Source organism: Paenibacillus sp. Marseille-Q7038 (genome assembly GCF_965111595.1).
In genome coordinates this window covers 3,134,040-3,153,379 of record NZ_CBCOOM010000001.1, presented here as the reverse complement: position 1 = coordinate 3,153,379, position 19,340 = coordinate 3,134,040, and the positions used below count along the sequence as shown (strand labels likewise).

General features: G+C 45.1%; 10 protein-coding genes, 20 tRNA genes and 3 rRNA genes. 32 read left to right on the top strand and 1 reads right to left on the bottom strand.

The window, feature by feature from the left end; all coding sequences use genetic code 11:
* Positions 1-287: 287 nt before the first annotated feature.
* The 8 genes from ACWPWY_RS15010 (at position 288) to ACWPWY_RS14975 (ending at position 9,951) form a co-directional block, all read left to right on the top strand.
* On the top strand, positions 288-2,024 hold the full coding sequence (locus ACWPWY_RS15010; RefSeq protein WP_454192384.1) for an ABC transporter ATP-binding protein: 1,737 nt from the start codon (positions 288-290) through the stop codon (positions 2,022-2,024).
* Positions 2,017-3,858, top strand: a complete 1,842-nt coding sequence (locus ACWPWY_RS15005; protein WP_454192383.1) for an ABC transporter ATP-binding protein — start codon at positions 2,017-2,019, stop codon at positions 3,856-3,858. The genes ACWPWY_RS15010 and ACWPWY_RS15005 overlap by 8 nt, the downstream gene beginning before the upstream one ends.
* Before the next feature lie 534 nt (positions 3,859-4,392).
* Positions 4,393-4,866 (top strand): hypothetical protein, encoded by a 474-nt coding sequence (locus ACWPWY_RS15000; RefSeq protein WP_454192382.1) that lies wholly within the window; start codon positions 4,393-4,395, stop codon positions 4,864-4,866.
* 111 nt (positions 4,867-4,977) lie between these two features.
* Entirely contained in the window at positions 4,978-5,661 is a 684-nt protein-coding gene (locus ACWPWY_RS14995) for a response regulator transcription factor (protein ID WP_454192381.1), read from the top strand.
* 13 nt (positions 5,662-5,674) lie between these two features.
* Positions 5,675-6,721, top strand: coding sequence for a sensor histidine kinase (locus ACWPWY_RS14990; RefSeq protein ID WP_454192380.1), 1,047 nt, complete (start codon positions 5,675-5,677; stop codon positions 6,719-6,721).
* 148 nt (positions 6,722-6,869) lie between these two features.
* Positions 6,870-7,655: an ABC transporter ATP-binding protein gene (locus ACWPWY_RS14985; RefSeq protein WP_454192379.1), complete on the top strand. Its 786-nt coding sequence runs from the start codon at positions 6,870-6,872 to the stop codon at positions 7,653-7,655.
* Entirely contained in the window at positions 7,642-9,585 is a 1,944-nt protein-coding gene (locus ACWPWY_RS14980; protein WP_454192378.1) for an FtsX-like permease family protein, read from the top strand. Before ACWPWY_RS14985 ends, ACWPWY_RS14980 begins: the two co-directional genes overlap by 14 nt.
* A 24-nt stretch (positions 9,586-9,609) precedes the next feature.
* Positions 9,610-9,951, top strand: coding sequence for a YxeA family protein (locus ACWPWY_RS14975; RefSeq protein WP_454192377.1), 342 nt, complete (start codon positions 9,610-9,612; stop codon positions 9,949-9,951).
* Positions 9,952-10,319: 368 nt separating this feature from the next.
* Here the strand turns inward: ACWPWY_RS14975 and ACWPWY_RS14970 are convergent, their stop codons facing one another.
* Positions 10,320-10,529, bottom strand: a complete 210-nt coding sequence (locus ACWPWY_RS14970; RefSeq protein WP_454192376.1) for a hypothetical protein — start codon at positions 10,527-10,529, stop codon at positions 10,320-10,322.
* Positions 10,530-11,628: 1,099 nt separating this feature from the next.
* On the opposite strand from ACWPWY_RS14970, the gene ACWPWY_RS14965 reads away from it, so the two are divergent.
* From ACWPWY_RS14965 to ACWPWY_RS14850, 24 genes are all read left to right on the top strand, one after another.
* Positions 11,629-13,180, top strand: a 16S ribosomal RNA gene (locus ACWPWY_RS14965).
* 345 nt (positions 13,181-13,525) lie between these two features.
* Positions 13,526-16,449, top strand: a 23S ribosomal RNA gene (locus ACWPWY_RS14960).
* A 134-nt stretch (positions 16,450-16,583) separates the two neighbouring features.
* Positions 16,584-16,700: ribosomal RNA gene (gene rrf, locus ACWPWY_RS14955) — 5S ribosomal RNA — on the top strand.
* The 16S, 23S and 5S rRNA genes sit together here with 20 tRNA genes alongside, the layout of an rRNA operon.
* Before the next feature lie 51 nt (positions 16,701-16,751).
* Positions 16,752-16,828 (top strand) — tRNA-Ile (locus ACWPWY_RS14950).
* A 22-nt stretch (positions 16,829-16,850) separates the two neighbouring features.
* Positions 16,851-16,926: transfer RNA gene (locus tag ACWPWY_RS14945), tRNA-Ala, on the top strand.
* A gap of 4 nt (positions 16,927-16,930) precedes the next feature.
* A tRNA-Asn gene (locus ACWPWY_RS14940) sits at positions 16,931-17,006 on the top strand.
* 5 nt (positions 17,007-17,011) lie between these two features.
* Positions 17,012-17,100 (top strand) — tRNA-Ser (locus ACWPWY_RS14935).
* Positions 17,101-17,132: 32 nt separating this feature from the next.
* Positions 17,133-17,204: transfer RNA gene (locus ACWPWY_RS14930), tRNA-Glu, on the top strand.
* An 8-nt stretch (positions 17,205-17,212) separates the two neighbouring features.
* Positions 17,213-17,288 (top strand) — tRNA-Val (locus ACWPWY_RS14925).
* Between the two features lie 9 nt (positions 17,289-17,297).
* Positions 17,298-17,371: transfer RNA gene (locus tag ACWPWY_RS14920), tRNA-Met, on the top strand.
* 11 nt (positions 17,372-17,382) lie between these two features.
* Positions 17,383-17,457 (top strand) — tRNA-Asp (locus tag ACWPWY_RS14915).
* Positions 17,458-17,473: 16 nt separating this feature from the next.
* Positions 17,474-17,549 (top strand) — tRNA-Phe (locus ACWPWY_RS14910).
* 11 nt (positions 17,550-17,560) lie between these two features.
* Positions 17,561-17,636, top strand: a tRNA-Thr gene (locus ACWPWY_RS14905).
* Between the two features lie 9 nt (positions 17,637-17,645).
* Positions 17,646-17,731 (top strand) — tRNA-Tyr (locus tag ACWPWY_RS14900).
* Between the two features lie 29 nt (positions 17,732-17,760).
* Positions 17,761-17,833, top strand: a tRNA-His gene (locus ACWPWY_RS14895).
* Positions 17,834-17,855: 22 nt separating this feature from the next.
* Positions 17,856-17,930 (top strand) — tRNA-Gln (locus tag ACWPWY_RS14890).
* A gap of 12 nt (positions 17,931-17,942) precedes the next feature.
* Positions 17,943-18,018: transfer RNA gene (locus ACWPWY_RS14885), tRNA-Lys, on the top strand.
* A gap of 10 nt (positions 18,019-18,028) precedes the next feature.
* Positions 18,029-18,109, top strand: a tRNA-Leu gene (locus ACWPWY_RS14880).
* Positions 18,110-18,119: 10 nt separating this feature from the next.
* Positions 18,120-18,191 (top strand) — tRNA-Gly (locus ACWPWY_RS14875).
* Positions 18,192-18,203: 12 nt separating this feature from the next.
* Positions 18,204-18,280: transfer RNA gene (locus tag ACWPWY_RS14870), tRNA-Arg, on the top strand.
* A 30-nt stretch (positions 18,281-18,310) separates the two neighbouring features.
* Positions 18,311-18,390 (top strand) — tRNA-Leu (locus ACWPWY_RS14865).
* 10 nt (positions 18,391-18,400) lie between these two features.
* Positions 18,401-18,474, top strand: a tRNA-Pro gene (locus ACWPWY_RS14860).
* 9 nt (positions 18,475-18,483) lie between these two features.
* Positions 18,484-18,554, top strand: a tRNA-Gly gene (locus ACWPWY_RS14855).
* Positions 18,555-19,035: 481 nt separating this feature from the next.
* Positions 19,036-19,296 (top strand): hypothetical protein, encoded by a 261-nt coding sequence (locus ACWPWY_RS14850; RefSeq protein WP_454192375.1) that lies wholly within the window; start codon positions 19,036-19,038, stop codon positions 19,294-19,296.
* Positions 19,297-19,340 lie beyond the last annotated feature (44 nt).

Sequence of the window (19,340 nt, the reverse complement as noted above, 5' to 3'; positions counted from 1 at the left end):
CCCTTATTATAGTTCAAAGGCTGCCTAGGAAAACTCAGCAGTTCAGACAGTAGGTAAACTAGCTTAAACTAGTTTACCTACTGTCTTTTTTTATTTTGACAAGACTAGTAAGGAAATGAATGTATCTTAATTTTGATTTTCTAACTTTTTCTGGGTGAATTTTTCTGAAGTGAAGAATGGGATAGATGTATACGCTATAATATGGATATGAGTGTATTATTTGGGGTAAGAGTGGAGTAGAGACAATCCAATTATGACTATACGTTTCAAACGTCGGAGGAATGAATATGGCCCTAGTGTTCACTTATTTACGGAAATACCGAGTGGCCGCAATCGCTGCACTCTTTATGCTGCTGCTCGAGCTCACGGTGGAACTGATTCAACCTTACCTCATTCAGAAGATTATTGATGATGGGATTCAGCAGGAGAACCTGGCGGTTGTATGGAAATGGGGCGGATTCTTGCTAGGTAGTGCGGTAGTCGCCTTTGTAGCAGGAATTTCGAGTTCATTTTATGCAGCGCATGCCAGTCAAGGTTTCGGGTCAGATCTCAGGGAAGCTTTGTATGAAAAAGTACAGGCATTTTCGTACGCAGTTTTTAACCGCTTTGCTACGTCTTCACTTATTATTCGGCTCACTGGAGACATTACGCAAATTCAGGACACGGTATTTATGAGCTTGCGTTTCGCAACAAGGTTACCATTAGTTGTCATCGGCAGTGTCATTATGGCACTGATTGTCAATGTGAGATTGGGGTTGTTTCTAGCTGTCACGGTGCCTATCCTGCTCATTTTTATTTTCTTTATTATGAAAAAGGTATCTGTTCTCTTTAGGAATGTACAGAAACGGCTAGATGAAGTGAACGGAGTAGCGCAGGAAAACCTCATTGGTATACGGCTTATTCGTGTATTTGTGCGTATGGGTCATGAAGTAGAACGATTTGGTCGTTCGATACATAAGTTAATGACTTCAACAATGTCAGCCCAGCGTCTCGCGGAGACAACCATGCCTTTTATTATGCTTCTCATGAACACAAGTGTTCTGTTCATCTTATGGTTTGGACGCAAAGAAATTGTAGCAACGGACAGTGCTTCTCTCGGGGAAGTCGTTGCCGTGATCAACTACGCTGTTCGTACAATGGGAGCATTATCGATGCTGTCATGGATCGTAGCGACCTTTTCCCGGGCGAATGCTTCTGTAGACCGAATTCAGGAAGTTTTGCAAACGGATCAGGATGTGTACGATACCAAGAAGAGTGCAAGTTCTCTCAGTCCGGTATCATTACAAGGAACCATTGAGTATAGAGGCGTTCATTTTCATTATCCAGAAGGGGAGATGAATGTCCTAAGTGATATTACCTTTCAGGCCAAGCCCGGTGAACGGATCGCTATTATGGGTGCAACGGGATCGGGGAAAACATCGCTGGTTCAGCTGCTTCTCCGGTTATATGAGCCAAACCAAGGGACTATTACAATTCAAGGTCATGATATTCAAGAGATGCCGGTAGAACAACTGAGAGACGCGATTGGTTACGTACCGCAGGAAGCGGTCCTGTTTACTGGTTCAGTGCGTGACAATATAGCTTGGGGCAATCAGAATGCAAGTCTTGAAGAAATGGAAGAGGCCGCTCGCAAAGCACAAATCCATGATACGATCCTCTCCTTGCCAAATGGTTACGATACCATGCTTGGACAGCGGGGAGTCAACCTGTCAGGTGGACAAAAACAGCGTTTATCTATTGCTAGAGCACTCGTTCGTCATCCGCAGATTTTGATTCTCGATGACAGTACAAGTGCGCTTGATGTGAAGACGGAAGCTGCCCTTTTACATGAACTTAATGAATTATCTTCTACGACGTTTCTTATTACGCAAAAAATATCATCTACTTTATCCGCAGATCTCATTTTACTTCTCGACGAAGGAAGACTGATTGCGAGTGGTACACACGAGGAGCTGCTTATAGAATCATCTCTATATCGCCGCATCTATGAATCCCAATACGGACAGGAGGCGCAGCATGCTTAAACAACTTGTCGAACCGTTTCGTCAGGAACGTTCCCAGGCACTTAAAGATACGAACCAATTTGAAAAGGGAACCCGTAAAAAAGCAGTCAAAGCGAAAAATTGGTCTTGGACACTCCTCCGAATATGGGATTATCTCGCTAAAAGAAGGCTGAAGCTGATTCTGGTCCTGGTTATGGTCGTTCTTACTTCTGCCTTAGCACTACTTGGACCGTACCTCATTGGTACAGCGGTAGATACGTATCTCGCAGGAGAGGGAGAGAACACATGGGTGTATTTTTTAATTGCGCTCGGCAGTGTCTATCTCCTTCATCCACTCTTTGCTTTCTTGCAGAACATTTGGATGATTGAAGTTGCTCAGGAAACGGTATACCGGATGCGTCATGATTTATTTGCACATCTTCATCGATTGCCCATCCCTTTCTTCGGTAAGCGTCAGCAAGGCGAGATTATGAGCAGGCTCACGAACGATATTGAAAATGTCAGTGCCACTTTAAATGGTTCCATTATTCAGATTACATCCAGCATATTGACACTTGCAGGGGTTGTCATTGTTATGCTGACACTGAGTCCGCTGCTCACGCTGCTCACTTTTACCGTCGTTCCTTTGATGGCTCTTGGTATGCGTTGGATTACGAAACGGACTGGTCCTTTGTTTAAGGAACGTCAGCGTAATTTGGGAGAACTGAACGGATATATTGAAGAAACCTTGTCTGGACAGCGAATTATAAAAGCTTTTTCTCAGGAGCAACGAGTTCTTACTGCGTTTAAAGAGCGAAATGATCGAATTCGTCTATCTGGTTTTTGGGCACAGACCATATCTGGATTCATCCCCAAGCTGATGAATGGACTGAACAATCTTAGTTTTGCGATTATTGCAGGGATTGGCGGGATCATGGCGATCTCTGGATCGATTAGTGTCGGTGTCATTATTATTTTTGCTGAGTATGCACGGCAGTTTACAAGACCGCTGAATGATCTGGCAAACCAGTGGAATACCATTTTATCTGCGATTGCAGGGGCGGAGCGAGTCTTTGAAATTATGGATGAAGACCCTGAGGTAATAGATGAAGCTGGAGCTAAGAAACTCGATCATGTAGAAGGTGCAGTAAAGTTTGATCATGTATCCTTTGGCTATGAAGAGAAGGGAGCCACCCTTCAAGATATTTCTTTTGAAGCCAAACCAGGGGAAATGATTGCACTTGTCGGACCTACCGGGGCAGGTAAAACTACACTGATTCAGTTAATTTCAAGATTCTATAGTCCAGATCAAGGGACGATTACGGTAGATGGACAGGATGTAACTACCATTCAGCGAAAGAGTCTGCGCTCTCATATGGCATTTGTACTGCAAGATTCGTTTTTGTTTGAGGGGACAATTCGTGAAAATATCCGCTACGGTCGTCTGAGTGCTAGCGATGAAGAAGTAGAGCAAGCGGCGAAGATGGCCAATGCCCATTCTTTTATTACTAGATTGAAGAATGGTTACGACCAAGTACTTCATGCAGATGGGAGCGGGATCAGTCAGGGGCAGAAGCAGCTGCTCGCTATTGCCCGGGCAATGCTCGCGAATCCTGCTATGCTTGTTCTTGATGAAGCGACCAGCAGTATTGATACGGTAACGGAGATTAAGATTCAAGAAGGATTGCAGCGCCTGATGAAGGGCAGAACGAGCTTTGTTATTGCTCACCGGCTGAATACAATTCGCCAAGCAGACAAGATACTTGTGATGCAGCATGGGAAGCTGATTGAGCAAGGGTCGCATGAGGAATTGCTGGAGGCGGATGGATTTTATAGTGAGTTGTATCATGGGCAGCTGAAAAAGAACGTGGTGTAAAGGATAGGGATTACTGGTGCTCTGCGAAGGTGGAAGGGGGAAACGGTGTTCACAAGCTGTGAGGTTAGCGTAAGTGGAAGGGAAAACGGTGTTCTTGAGCTCTGTGCTCCGCTTGTTTTGTCTGGACGAAGTATTGCTTCGAAGTAGGAGGTCCAGCCAAAGCCAAAAGTCGCTCAGATCTCGAGAACACCTAAATCCCTGGAGTTACGCCCTTTGAATCGGCAAAGTGGAGTGATGAAAAACAGCTCCCCCTGATACGGGGAGGGGCAGGGACAACGTTGCTTCTTGAGGGAAAGCAACGTGTCTAATGAAGGATGATTACTGGTGCGTGGAAGGGGGCACGGTGTTCCGAGCTCTGTGATTAGCGTAATTAGAAGGGAAATGGTATTCACGAGCCCTGTGCTCCACATGTCTTGTCTGAACGGAGTAATGCTCCGAAGTAGGAGGTCTAGCCAAAGCCAAAAGTCACTCAGGTCTGTGCTCATTGAAGGTGATAGGGATAAATGGCTTTCGTGAGTCTGGTGCTCAGCGAAGGTGAAAGGGAGAACCGGGAGCTTTCTTCAACGAGTAGATAAGTTAGAGGGGGAGTTCATCATAATAAAAGCCTGTACTACTATTAGCCTAGTACTCATTTTATTGCTTGGATTAGTAGGCTGTGGGAGTGAACGAAGTCCCCAGTTACCTACACCCGATCAGGTAATACGAGATGCTGAAATGTCGGCTTCTAATATTTTATTAGGTGATGCAGAGGAGAAAGATGAAAAAATCGCTTTAACCCCTCTAATTTTTGACGAATGGGAAGTGAAATTTACAGAGGGAGAGGAAGAACTGAAGGTGGAGATCACTGCCATTGTAGGTGATAAACTCTGGATTTCAGATATGGAAAAAACAATTACACTTCATTACGGGTTGAATGAATCCACACAGTGGGAAGTTCAAGGAGTAGATGTAAATGATCCCGTCGTTCCTGTTATTCCACGTAATCAACAAGCTGCAGGGTCTTTCTAAATTTTTCTAGGCGGTTTAGTATGACACTAAACGTGTTGAATAAAACAATGAGGCAGCCGATACAATCATCGACTGCTTTTTCATTTTTTAAGTAGAAGGGGGTTCACTTTGATGGAGTTTACTATATTCGTAGTGGAAGATGATCATGCGTTATATGAAGCGCTCAAAATAGGGCTGGAATCATGGGCGTTTCGTGTAACGAGACCGAGTGATTTTGAAGAGGTCATGCATTCGTTTCTTGAAGAGCAACCTCATCTTGTTATTATGGACATCACGCTCCCTAAATTCGATGGTTTTCATTGGTGCAGAGAAATTCGCTCCGTATCCGAGGTGCCTATCATTTTCTTATCCTCACGCGATCACCCCTTAGATATGGTCATGGCCCTTAATATGGGAGCGGACGATTTCGTCCAGAAACCATTTCATACTGATGTGCTCTATGCCAAAATTCAAGCTATTCTTCGCAGAACGTATGCTTATGGAGATAGCCAGACAGATATTCTCGAATGGAATGCTGCCTTGATTGATTTAAAACGAGGTCTAATCCGAAACTCAGACACAGAAGCAGACTTAACAAAAAACGAATTTTTTTTATTAATTGCACTGGTGAAGGAAAATAATGTCGTTATCTCACGAGATGACTTGATCCGTAAGCTATGGGAAGACGAGCAGTTCGTGAACGATAATACCCTTACAGCGAATATCACCCGTTTGCGACAAAAATTAGAACCGCTTGGACTTTCAGACGCGATTGTAACAAAGAAAGGGATGGGTTATATGGCCGTCACTTTATAGGAGGAATAGTGTAATGTTAATCCGTTACATCGATTCAAGAAAAAGTTGGGTTTTTCTGTTTGTCGGGTTGCTGGGTCTGACCGATTTACTTATCCTTATTGAGCAAGGGATAAATGTAAAATTCACATCTCTGCTTTATCTAAATGCTCTTTACATTATTTTATTTCTTGTTTTTTTTCTATGGCGTTACAAAAAAGAAACTAAATATGTAGCAGTGGTATTGAAGCTACAAGAAAATATGGACTCGGACTGGATGGAGAGCCTTCCCGAACCGGATAATGAACTGGATCGCATGACGAACGATGTATTTCGGACGGCCTTTTACCAGTTTAAGCGTAAGCTTTCTCAATCTAAAGAAGCCCAGTTGATCGAAAATGATTTTACTGCCTCTTGGATTCATGAGGTGAAAACCCCTCTTACTGCGATGAAACTGATTTTAGACGCTCGAAAAAGTGATCCAGACCTACGTAGAATGGAATCAGAGTGGTTGCGAATTCATTTACTTATAGACCGTCAGTTGTATATGTCACGTCTTCCTGCTTTGGAATCGGACTACATGCTTGAACGAGTATCTATACACCGCCTTGTTGCAGAAGAAATTCGGGAACTGGCTCCTTGGTGTATGGAGAAAAATTTGGCGGTCAGCATCGAAGGGAAAGATGCCATGGTCGTTACAGACCGTAAATGGTGCCGCTTCATCATCCGACAATTATTGACTAATGCCATTAAATACAGTCCCGAAGACAAAGCGATTACATTTCTGACAACGGTGACGGAAAAACAGAGCGTGAGCCTAGACTTAATTGACGAAGGTCCAGGGATACAACCGCATGATCTACCCCGTATTTTTGATAAAGGATTTACAGGCGAGAATGGAAGAATTCACAATGCTGCAACCGGACTTGGACTCTATCTTGCCCAAATGGTAGCAGAGAGAATAGGTGTTGCACTTTATGTCCTGCCTGGTCAGACGCAAGGTACGACGATGCGAATCACTTTTACAGATCCCAATGCATTCGAAACGGTCAGAAGAGAACAAGAGAACAATATTCCGTTATAAGCAGCCAAGATAAATTTCTTGACTGCTTTTTTTATGAACGTGACAAATTTGTCATGTACCTGTTGGTCTCGTCACCTAGAACGTACGACAGGTCCGGAGCCTAGGCTTACACTTAAGCTACAATCAAATTTGGGAGGTACAACAAAACATGAATGCAATAAATGAACAAGAAACCGTCTTACACGCTCGTAATGTTCAAAAATCATATGGTTCAAAGGGCGGTGCCCAACAAGTATTAAGAGGAATCGATTTACGTGTACTTCGCAAAGAATTTGTAGGAATTATGGGACCATCCGGTTCTGGAAAGACAACACTACTTAATGTACTTGCGACGATAGACCGGACAACAGATGGCACAATCCTAATAGAGAATGAAGATATCTCTACCATGAATAATACTGCTCTTTCGGCATTCCGACGTAACAAGCTAGGGTTCATCTTCCAAGATTACAACCTTCTTGACACGCTGACAGTAAAGGAGAATATCCTCTTGCCACTATCACTTAGCAAAATAAGCAAACAGCAGGCAGAGAACGAGTTTACAGCGATAGCAAATGTGTTAGGAATTGAGGAACTTTCGAAAAAATACCCATTCGAAATATCAGGTGGACAAAAACAGCGCACTGCAGCTGGCCGAGCCCTAATTCACCAGCCTTCCATCATCTTTGCAGACGAGCCTACAGGTGCTTTAGATTCCAAAGCGGCTTCCTCGTTATTGTCAGTGATGGAGGAGGTGAACCGGGAAAGAAAGGTCACAATTATCATGGTCACGCATGATCCAGTCGCATCCAGTTACTGTAACCGTGTCGTGTTCTTGAAGGACGGAAAGATCTATTCCGAACTATATAGGGGAGAGAAATCTAGACCGTCTTTTTTTAAAGAGATCATTGATGTCCAGGCTGTTTTAGGGGGCGACCATATTGACAGTATTTAAATTAGCACTTCGCAGCATGCGGCAAAATGTGAAGCATTATTATTTATATTTCTTCGCTTTGATTTTCAGTATGAGTCTGTTCTTTGTTTTCTCTTCCCTGCAACATGATCAGCAGGTTCAGTCTATGCTGCAATCAAGTGATAGATTTCTGGTAGCTTTTCAGTCTGCAGCAATCCTGCTGATTGTAATAATAATCATCTTCACCATCTCATCTAACCGAATCTTCCTTCGGCGGCGCAGCCGTGAACTCGGATTGTATCAGCTCATCGGTTTATCTAAGGGATGGGTTGCACGTTATCTAATCATTGAGAATGTACTACTCGGTTTGGGTGCACTAATCGCAGGAATTATCTGCGGTGCATTGGTTTCTCGTTTGTTTGTCCTGATCTTAATGAAATTGCTTCGTCTGAATGGACTGCCTGCCATTGACTTTTCCTTACCCGCGACCTTTGATACCGCACTCGTCTTTGTCCTTGTCGTTGTTATTACTTCCATTCAAATGATAATCAGGATATATCGCAGTACACTGCTAAACTTATTTCAAGACGATCAACAGCCTGACTTATCCAGCCAGTCACCGTCTAAACTTGCTTCTATTTTTACGGCAGTTTTTGCCTTGCTTGGTATTGTGCTTATTGGTTATGGCTACGAATTGTCGGGTCGAATGGTAGATGATCAGTTAACTTTAAATGCGCTCTTGGTACTTATATCTACGATAACAGGGACCTATATATTGTTTCGGGTGACGATCAGATGGTGCTTTACTTGGCTACGCAAAAAGAAAAACGGTAATCTTGGTCTGTATAATAGCCTGTCACTTGCTCCACTGATGCACCGGATGAAAGGGAATGCCAACTCGCTGACCTTGATTACCATATTGTCGGCCTTAACTATCACACTCGTTACTATGGCTTATTCTGTTTACTATTCTGCGGAACAAGAAACCCGCATGGCGATGCCTTTTGATTTTTCGTTTGAGAATAGGCAGCAAGATGCACAATCGTTCTCAAAGGAGCTTGAACGCGAAGGGATTAACTTCCGCTATTTTCCCATTGAGGCATTTCGAACTACAGGGATTATTCTTAATCCACTTGATGAATCCAGCCGACTAGAGGGAAACTTGTTGTGGCTTCCAGCCGAACAGCTTTTAAGAGCAGGGAACAAATTGACCGTTCCTTCATATGGCGAGGCTGTAGAATACAGTGTTTATGCTGCTACTGCATTTAACGATAGTGATTTTTCAAAGCGTTACCCAACAAAAATTGAATTGGAGTCAAATGGGCAGACAGATAGCTATCCGTTAAAAGAAGTGGTCGTGGAAAATCTCGTGAATTCCAATATACTTGGTAATCAACTTCTAGTATCTGAAACTACATTAAGAGAAATTGAGGAACGTATGTCTAGTACTGCTGGTTACGAGAGGGTGCAGCTAGATACGTACCGTATTCCAGACACAGAAGAGCTTGCCTTAGCTTCCTCTCTATATCAGAAATATAATCTTGATGAATATTCTACGTCCGATTTCTATTCACAATATAAACAAGCACTTGAGATTTCTGGACTGTTGATTTTTATAGCTGCTTTTCTGGGCCTTGCATTTCTAGCCTCTACCGGCAGCATCCTGTACTTCAAACAAATGACGGAGGCGGAGCAGGAAAAACAGAGCTTTAAAACGCTTCGACAGCTCGGATTTGACGAGAAAATGTTAATGAAGGGCATTGCGCGAAAGCAGATGGTTGTGTTTCTTCTCCCGCTGTTTATCGGTGTGTTGCATTCCGTCTTTGCAATTAAAGCTGCTTCATTCATTATTATTTCGGATATTACCATTCCAGCCGTTATTTCCATAGTTGCTTACACTGCCATTTATTTTCTGTTCGCTCTCTTCACGCTAGGTTATTACCGGAAGATTGTTAGAAACGCTATGTCATAAAAAACGATTAACGGAGGTATATTCATGAAAAAAATAGTTACCTTTATGCTTATCTTTGTACTGATTTGCTCGGGTCTATATATAGTATACAAACGGGAGTTTGATCAGTTCAATCCACTGTATAAAGAACAGTATGTCTATACTGCAATCACGAAGCCAGGTAAAGTCGAAGGTAAAGATGAACGTATACGCTACAGATACAATCTGACAGGTACCACAGCGCAGGGAGAGAAGGAAAAGGTCACTTTCTCTTCAAGTAAAGAACTGGATCTGAATTCCTATGTTAGAGTGCTTTCCAAGGGAGCATATACGAAAGAATGGATTTTAATAAAAAAAGAAGATATTCCGAATCAACTCTTGGAATAGGTATGTGAGGTCATAGGAACAAGAAGAGATGAGCTAGTGAGTAAATAATAGAAAATACGCTATCCTAAGTGGATTGAATGAATATCTAATCAATGAGCCTGTCTGTTACAGATAGGCTCAATTTTATTTTTAACATGTATCAGGAAAACATTTTATTGTTTCACTTGAATCCAATTGTTTATAGAATGCTGCACTAATTTCTCCTCACATGTAGTCAGTCTGCCTACGAAAGGGACATGTTCAGGGTTACCAAGTTTCTCTTCTAATATAATGTCAATTGTGGAGTCAAATATACGTGATTTTTTTCTTCTTGATAGAATTCTCCCTAGTAGTGCTGAATATTGAGTAAGAAGGAGAGGGGAGGAATACTAGCCTTCTATTATTTTGTATTCTCTAGCTACTACCCAACCATTGAGCCCTAAGGAAGCCATTATAGTGTAATAATTATAACTCTCCATGAGCAGTTCATCTGACAATTCTTCAATTGTGTTATAAACGATCGGCCAAGAATAGTTTTTGTATTCATCTAGCATATCGCGATTATCACTAACAAAATCAGTGATTTCTGATTTTATCAAATATAATACTGCCTTCTAATTCTGTTCGAAACATATGGGCTAAAACCTCAGAGAACTCAATCTTAACTAATAATGTTGTTTGAGCTCGATACTCAATTGTAGTAATAGTAATCGTATGATTCTTCATATTCACTTCGTAAGAAATAATCTCATTATCATGTACACTTATCATTTTCATCTATATCCTCGGTGTTTTTCAACCAATATAGAAATGAAAAAAGATCATTATTTTTTAAATGGAACACAAAATCATAGTCAGGCGTTGATGTATCCAGTATCCCTAGTTTTTGAGAAGCTGTTTTAATAGAGTGAAGTACAAGGGAGTGCTCATTCTCACTGACGATTTTTTTGTTATTAGGTTGCGCGACTGTTAAAAAGGATGCAGTCAATAATAATGTCCAAGATAGCCGAACAGAAGCGATAGAAATTACCGAAGAAACAATGACAGGCTATTTGCAGTACATTGACACCAAAACAAATGTTGAGTGGTTGGTAGTAGGAGCAAGTATTGGTTGATGGGATCGATCATCTTTTGGAAATGATAGATTCAAAAAGAATAAGGCTGATCACAACGGAGTGGACTAACCTTTATTTATGAGCATTGATAACACGATAGACGGTAAGATAATTACCTGTGTTGTGCACACCTCGATGAGAGGCAATGGGTTTGTACTTATATATAGAAGATATAGACTGTAATTGATGCTTTGTGTACTGCAAACTAACACCAAAAAATGGTTATTAATTTTTTTGAAAAAAGGACTTGCATAATATTTATCAGCATGGTATATTCTAATTCCGGCCAAGAAGTTAGCCAGTAAGCAACACACTGAATAACCTACTTCGTAAAACGAAGTTGAAAAAACTTCGAAAAAAAGCTTGCAATTCTGAACCGGACATGATATGATATAAAAGTTGTTGACGACAAGAGTTGTTAACGAGATTGATCTTTGAAAACTGAACAACGAGGAGTTTTACGCAAGTAAAACTCGTGAGTGAATTAATACAAATTCAATTTGTTGGTCATAACAAATTGAATAGAGAACTTTTAGTTCTCGTCAGCATTTTCTAAATGAGCATATCGCTCTTTTCAATAACTTTATTGGAGAGTTTGATCCTGGCTCAGGACGAACGCTGGCGGCGTGCCTAATACATGCAAGTCGAGCGGAGTCAATGAGAAGCTTGCTTCTCTGAGACTTAGCGGCGGACGGGTGAGTAACACGTAGGCAACCTGCCCATAAGACTGGGATAACTACCGGAAACGGTAGCTAATACCGGATAGGTTCTTCTCTCGCATGAGAGAAGAAAGAAAGACGGAGCAATCTGTCACTTATGGATGGGCCTGCGGCGCATTAGCTAGTTGGTGGGGTAAAGGCCTACCAAGGCGACGATGCGTAGCCGACCTGAGAGGGTGATCGGCCACACTGGGACTGAGACACGGCCCAGACTCCTACGGGAGGCGAGAGTAGGGAATCTTCCGCAATGGACGAAAGTCTGACGGAGCAACGCCGCGTGAGTGATGAAGGTTTTCGGATCGTAAAGCTCTGTTGCCAGGGAAGAACGTCCTTGAGAGTAACTGCTCAAGGAGTGACGGTACCTGAGAAGAAAGCCCCGGCTAACTACGTGCCAGCAAACCGCGGTAATACGTAGGGGGCAAGCGTTGTCCGGAATTATTGGGCGTAAAGCGCGCGCAGGCGGTTATTTAAGTTGGGTGTTTAATCCCGGGGCTCAACCTCGGGTCGCACCCAAAACTGGGTAACTTGAGTACAGAAGAGGAAAGTGGAATTCCACGTAGCGGTGAAATGCGTAGAGATGTGGAGGAACACCAGTGGCGAAGGCGACTTTCTGGGCTGTAACTGACGCTGAGGCGCGAAAGCGTGGGGAGCAAACAGGATTAGATACCCTGGTAGTCCACGCCGTAAACGATGAATGCTAGGTGTTAGGGGTTTCGATACCCTTGGTGCCGAAGTTAACACATTAAGCATTCCGCCTGGGGAGTACGGTCGCAAGACTGAAACTCAAAGGAATTGACGGGGACCCGCACAAGCAGTGGAGTATGTGGTTTAATTCGAAGCAACGCGAAGAACCTTACCAGGTCTTGACATCCCTCTGATCGGTCTAGAGATAGATCTTTCCTTCGGGACAGAGGAGACAGGTGGTGCATGGTTGTCGTCAGCTCGTGTCGTGAGATGTTGGGTTAAGTCCCGCAACGAGCGCAACCCTTGATCTTAGTTGCCAGCAGGTAAAGCTGGGCACTCTAAGGTGACTGCCGGTGACAAACCGGAGGAAGGTGGGGATGACGTCAAATCATCATGCCCTTATGACCTGGGCTACACACGTACTACAATGGCCGGTACAACGGGCAAAGAAAGCCGCGAGGTGGAGCAAATCCTTAAAAGCCGGTCTCAGTTCGGATTGCAGGCCGCAACTCGCCTGCATGAAGTCGGAATTGCTAGTAATCGCGGATCAGCATGCCGCGGTGAATACGTTCCCGGGTCTTGTACACACCGCCCGTCACACCACGAGAGTTTACAACACCCGAAGCCGGTGGGGTAACCGCAAGGAGCCAGCCGTCGAAGGTGGGGTAGATGATTGGGGTGAAGTCGTAACAAGGTAGCCGTATCGGAAGGTGCGGCTGGATCACCTCCTTTCTATGGAGAATCGTTTCCTGCGATGGAAACATTCAAATCGGAAGCTAAGCTTCCAAACACACTCACTCGTTGTTCAGTTTTGAGAGTTTAATCTCTCAAAATCAAGTCATGTAATTTTATCTACACGGTTTGTGTTGGACCAAAATTCCATGATCGCTGTTTCAGTGAAACAGCTTTGCTCATTGAAAACTAGATAACGAAACAATTTTGCGATTTTAGAAATATCCTTTAAGCTGAACTTGTGTTAAACAAGTGAAGATTAATAGATTGCATAGCGAAATTTTTGAATGATGAACGACTTTTGGCGAATGCCAACCGGAGTGAATCAGTCAAAAATGAGCATATGGTTAAGCTATTAAGAGCACACGGAGGATGCCTAGGCGCTAGGAGCCGATGAAGGACGTGGCGAACAACGATACTGCCTCGGGGAGCTGTACGCAAGCTTTGATCCGGGGATGTCCGAATGGGGAAACCCAGCTATCGTAATGGATAGTTATCTCCACCTGAATACATAGGGTGGTTGAAGGCAGACCAGGGGAACTGAAACATCTAAGTACCCTGAGGAAGAGAAAACAATAGTGATTCCGTCAGTAGCGGCGAGCGAACGCGGATTAGCCCAAACCAATCAGCTTGCTGGTTGGGGTTGTGGGACGTCTCACGTGGAGTTACAAAGGAACCGATTAGTTGAAGAGGTCTGGAAAGGCCCGCCAGAGAAGGTAAAAGCCCTGTAGTCAAAAGTCTGTTCCCTCCGAGACGGATCCCGAGTAGTGCGAGGCACGTGAAACCTCGTATGAATCCGGCAGGACCATCTGCCAAGGCTAAATACTCCCTAGCGACCGATAGTGAAGCAGTACCGTGAGGGAAAGGTGAAAAGCACCCCGGAAGGGGAGTGAAATAGAACCTGAAACCGTGTGCTTACAAAAAGTCAGAGCCCGTTTTAGGGGTGATGGCGTGCCTTTTGTAGAATGAACCGGCGAGTTACGTTCCCGTGCAAGGTTAAGGTGAAAAGCCGTAGCCGCGCGAAAGCGAGTCTGAATAGGGCGAGTTAGTACGTGGACGTAGACCCGAAACCGTGTGATCTACCCCTGTCCAGGGTGAAGGTGCGGTAACACGCACTGGAGGCCGAACCCACGCACGTTGAAAAGTGCGGGGATGAGGTGGGGGTAGCGGAGAAATTCCAATCGAACTCGGAGATAGCTGGTTCTCCCCGAAATAGCTTTAGGGCTAGCCTCGGAACAAGTAAGTCGTGGAGGTAGAGCACTGATTGGGTGCGGGGCCCGCAAGGGTTACCAAGCTCAGTCAAACTCCGAATGCCATAGACTTGTATTCCGGGAGTCAGACAGTGAGTGCTAAGATCCATTGTCAAGAGGGAAACAGCCCAGACCATCAGCTAAGGTCCCCAAGTGTGTGTTAAGTGGGAAAGGATGTGGAGTTGCACAGACAACCAGGATGTTGGCTTAGAAGCGACCACCATTTAAAGAGTGCGTAATAGCTCACTGGTCGAGTGACTCTGCGCCGAAAATGTAACGGGGCTAAACACACCACCGAAGCTATGGCTTGATACTATGTATCAGGGGTAGGGGAGCGTTGTATACCGGGTTGAAGGTAGACCGGAAGGACTGCTGGACTGTATACAAGTGAGAATGCCGGTATGAGTAACGAAAAGATCAGTGAGAATCTGATCCGCCGAAAACCTAAGGGTTCCTGAGGAAGGCTCGTCCGCTCAGGGTAAGTCGGGACCTAAGGCGAGGCCGAAAGGCGTAGTCGAAGGACAACAGGTCGAAATTCCTGTACCACCGTAAATCGTTACGAGCGATGGGGGGACGCAGTAGGGTAGTGACGCAGACTGATGGATGTCTGTCCAAGCAGTGAGGCTGATGTGTAGGCAAATCCGCACATCGTAAGGCTGGGCTGTGATGGGGAGTGAAAATTACAGTAGCGAAGGTCATGATCTCAGACTGCCAAGAAAAGCCTCTAGCCAGATGAAGGTGCCCGTACCGTAAACCGACACAGGTAGGTGAGAAGAGAATTCTAAGGCGCGCGGAAGAACTCTCGTTAAGGAACTCGGCAAAATGACCCCGTAACTTCGGGAGAAGGGGTACCCCGGTAGTGTGAATAGCACGAGGGGGTCGCAGTGAAAAGGCCCAAGCGACTGTTTAGCAAAAACACAGGTCTGTGCGAAGCCGCAAGGCGAAGTATACGGGCTGACGCCTGCCCGGTGCTGGAAGGTTAAGGGGAGTGGTTAGGAGCAATCCGAAGCTATGAACCGAAGCCCCAGTAAACGGCGGCCGTAACTATAACGGTCCTAAGGTAGCGAAATTCCTTGTCAGGTAAATTCTGACCCGCACGAATGGCGTAACGACTTGGGCGCTGTCTCAACGAGAGATCCGGTGAAATTTTAATACCTGTGAAGATGCAGGTTACCCGCGACAAGACGGAAAGACCCCATGGAGCTTTACTGCGCCTTGATATTGGATTTGGGTACGATCTGTACAGGATAGGTGGGAGCCTGAGAAGCATGAGCGCCAGCTTGTGTGGAGGCAACGTTGGGATACCACCCTGATCGTATCTAGGTTCTAACTTGGTACCGTGATCCGGTGCGAGGACAGTGTCAGGTGGGCAGTTTGACTGGGGCGGTCGCCTCCTAAAGAGTAACGGAGGCGCCCAAAGGTTCCCTCAGAATGGAAATCATTCGCAGAGTGTAAAGGCACAAGGGAGCTTGACTGCGAGACCTACAAGTCGAGCAGGGACGAAAGTCGGGCTTAGTGATCCGGTGGTACCGCATGGAAGGGCCATCGCTCAACGGATAAAAGCTACCCTGGGGATAACAGGCTTATCTCCCCCAAGAGTCCACATCGACGGGGAGGTTTGGCACCTCGATGTCGGCTCATCGCATCCTGGGGCTGAAGTAGGTCCCAAGGGTTGGGCTGTTCGCCCATTAAAGCGGTACGCGAGCTGGGTTCAGAACGTCGTGAGACAGTTCGGTCCCTATCTGTCGTGGGCGTAGGAAATTTGAGAGGAGCTGTCCTTAGTACGAGAGGACCGGGATGGACATACCGCTGGTGTACCAGTTGTTCCGCCAGGAGCATCGCTGGGTAGCTATGTATGGAAGGGATAAGCGCTGAAAGCATCTAAGCGCGAAGCCCACCTCAAGATGAGATTTCCCAATTAGTAAGACCCCTTGAAGACGACGAGGTAGATAGGCTGGGGGTGGAAGTGCAAAGAATGCATGGAGCTGACCAGTACTAATCGGTCGAGGGCTTATCCTAAAATAAAAATCGCAAAAAAACGTTTCGTATCTAGTTTTCAGGGAGCAATTCCTTGAATACGCTATTGGTTTTATACACACGTTATAGTGATGTACCAAAACCAACGCGGATCGCATTTGTTACACAAATGCTCGTTTGGTGGCGATAGCGGAGGGGTTCCACACGTACCCATCCCGAACACGACCGTTAAGCCCTCCAGCGCCGATGGTACTTGGACCGCAGGGTCCTGGGAGAGTAGGACGTCGCCAAGCGAATACCCTTTTGGGTTATTTTTTTGCCTTATCGTTACTCATTAACGATGAGGGCCCTTAGCTCAGCTGGTTAGAGCGCACCCCTGATAAGGGTGAGGTCGGTGGTTCGAGTCCACTAGGGCCCACCATTCAAATTTATAATTCCATTATGGGGCCATAGCTCAGCTGGGAGAGCGCCTGCCTTGCACGCAGGAGGTCAGCGGTTCGATCCCGCTTGGCTCCACCAATATTCCCTGATAGCTCAGTTGGTAGAGCACTCGACTGTTAATCGAGTTGTCACAGGTTCGAGCCCTGTTCGGGGAGCCATTTCTGGAGAAGTGTCCGAGCTGGCCGAAGGAGCACGATTGGAAATCGTGTAGGCGTCACAAGCGTCTCGAGGGTTCGAATCCCTCTTTCTCCGTTGCGAATTTTCTAGAATGTTTAATACAGTAAGGCCCGTTGGTCAAGGGGTTAAGACACCTCCCTTTCACGGAGGTAACAGGGGTTCGAATCCCCTACGGGTCACTTTATATGGAGATTTAGCTCAGCTGGGAGAGCATCTGCCTTACAAGCAGAGGGTCGGGGGTTCGATCCCCTCAATCTCCACCATATAAATATCGCGGGGTGGAGCGACTCGGTAGCTCGTCGGGCTCATAACCCGAAGGTCGCAGGTTCAAATCCTGCCCCCGCAATTGTAATACCTGGAACTGTGGTAGAGGCCTAACATGCCTGCCTGTCACGCAGGAGATCGCGGGTTCGAATCCCGTCAGTTCCGCCATTTTTATTCTGAATAAGGCTCGGTAGCTCAGTCGGTAGAGCAGAGGACTGAAAATCCTCGTGTCGGCGGTTCGATTCCGTCCCGAGCCACCATTCAAAAATTAGCCGATGTAGCTCAACTGGTAGAGCAACTGACTTGTAATCAGTAGGTTGGGGGTTCAAGTCCTCTCGTCGGCACCAGTTTCATATGGAGGATTAGCGAAGTGGCCAAACGCATCAGACTGTAAATCTGCTCCCTTACGGGTTCGGTGGTTCGAATCCATCATCCTCCACCAGATTTATTTTCAAAGTTTGTCGTTGTATGGCGGTCGTGGCGAAGGGGTTAACGCACCGGTCTGTGGCTCCGGCATTCGTGGGTTCAAGTCCCATCGATCGCCCATTTTTAAACCTTATCACTGTTGGGGATTAGCCAAGCGGTAAGGCAACGGACTTTGACTCCGTCATGCATAGGTTCAAATCCTATATCCCCAGCCATTTTTTTAGTACGAGCCATTAGCTCAGTTGGTAGAGCACCTGACTTTTAATCAGGGTGTCGAAGGTTCGAGCCCTTCATGGCTCACCATCATTTATATGCGCGTGTGGCGGAATTGGCAGACGCACTAGACTTAGGATCTAGCGTCTTTGACGTGGGGGTTCGAGTCCCTTCACGCGCATCCTTTAATTGCGGACGTGGCTCAGCGGTAGAGCATCGCCTTGCCAAGGCGAGGGTCGCGGGTTCGATTCCCGTCGTCCGCTTTTATATTTTTTGCGCCCTTAGCTCAGCTGGATAGAGCGTTTGACTACGAATCAAAAGGCCGGGAGTTCGAATCTCTCAGGGCGCGCCATTATATTTTTAAATATGAAATAAGCAACAAGCCGGTGTGGCGGAATTGGCAGACGCGCGCGACTCAAAATCGTGAGGGAAACCGTGGGGGTTCGAGTCCCTTCACCGGCATCATATATTACGGGATGTAGCTCAGCTTGGTAGAGCACCTGGTTTGGGACCAGGGGGTCGCATGTTCAAATCGTGTCATCCCGATATTTATACGCGGGTGTAGTTCAATGGTAGAACTTCAGCCTTCCAAGCTGATAGCGTGGGTTCGATTCCCATCACCCGCTTCATTTGTAAACCTCTTCGCGAAAGCGAAGGGGTTTTTATTATTTTTACCTTTATAAGGGAGTAAGTATTGAATACTCGAGGTAATTCTTTTTCGGCTGGACCTTGTACTTCTAAGACCATCATTACCAGCAGAAACATTGCTAGTAATTGTGACAAGCGGTGTTAACAACTAAAAAGAATGAGATGATCTTCTCATCTTAGGAAGTTATATTGATGATACACATACGTAACACATATTCTTTTTATTATTTGCGAATGAAGTGCATTGTTAGTTTTAATGTGAAAAATGAAAAGAATAAGTTAATTGATTTGAAGAAATATAGGTTAATTCAATAAAATAAAAGAATAGATCGATTCTATAGTTGAACTGCGCTCACACTTGTTAAATACGACTAACAAGGGAGGTGCAGTTTTTTTAGGTTCTTCAAGTCTCAATATGGTAAAATAAGGCGGTATTTGAAGTTTAGGAGTGAGGTACCATTGAAAGTTCAAAAAGGAGAGAACTGGGGCATGATTCGGATCTCATATACTCTAGGGATCATTGCATTATTGTCGATTATGTTTTTACCTGTTGTACTTAGCATTACGTTTTCCATATTATCAATAATTACAAGTTTTATAGCCGTGATTTTGTATAAGAAACGAAGGGCAGTTAATGTGCTCGTATTTAATACGGTAGTGCTTCTTGTACTTGTTTTAGGGCTGTATTTTATTTTTTCAAGCTTTGTCATTTTGGAATAGTGTTTTTCTAATGAAGTGGAAAGTAGGGGAATCGGGTGAACAGA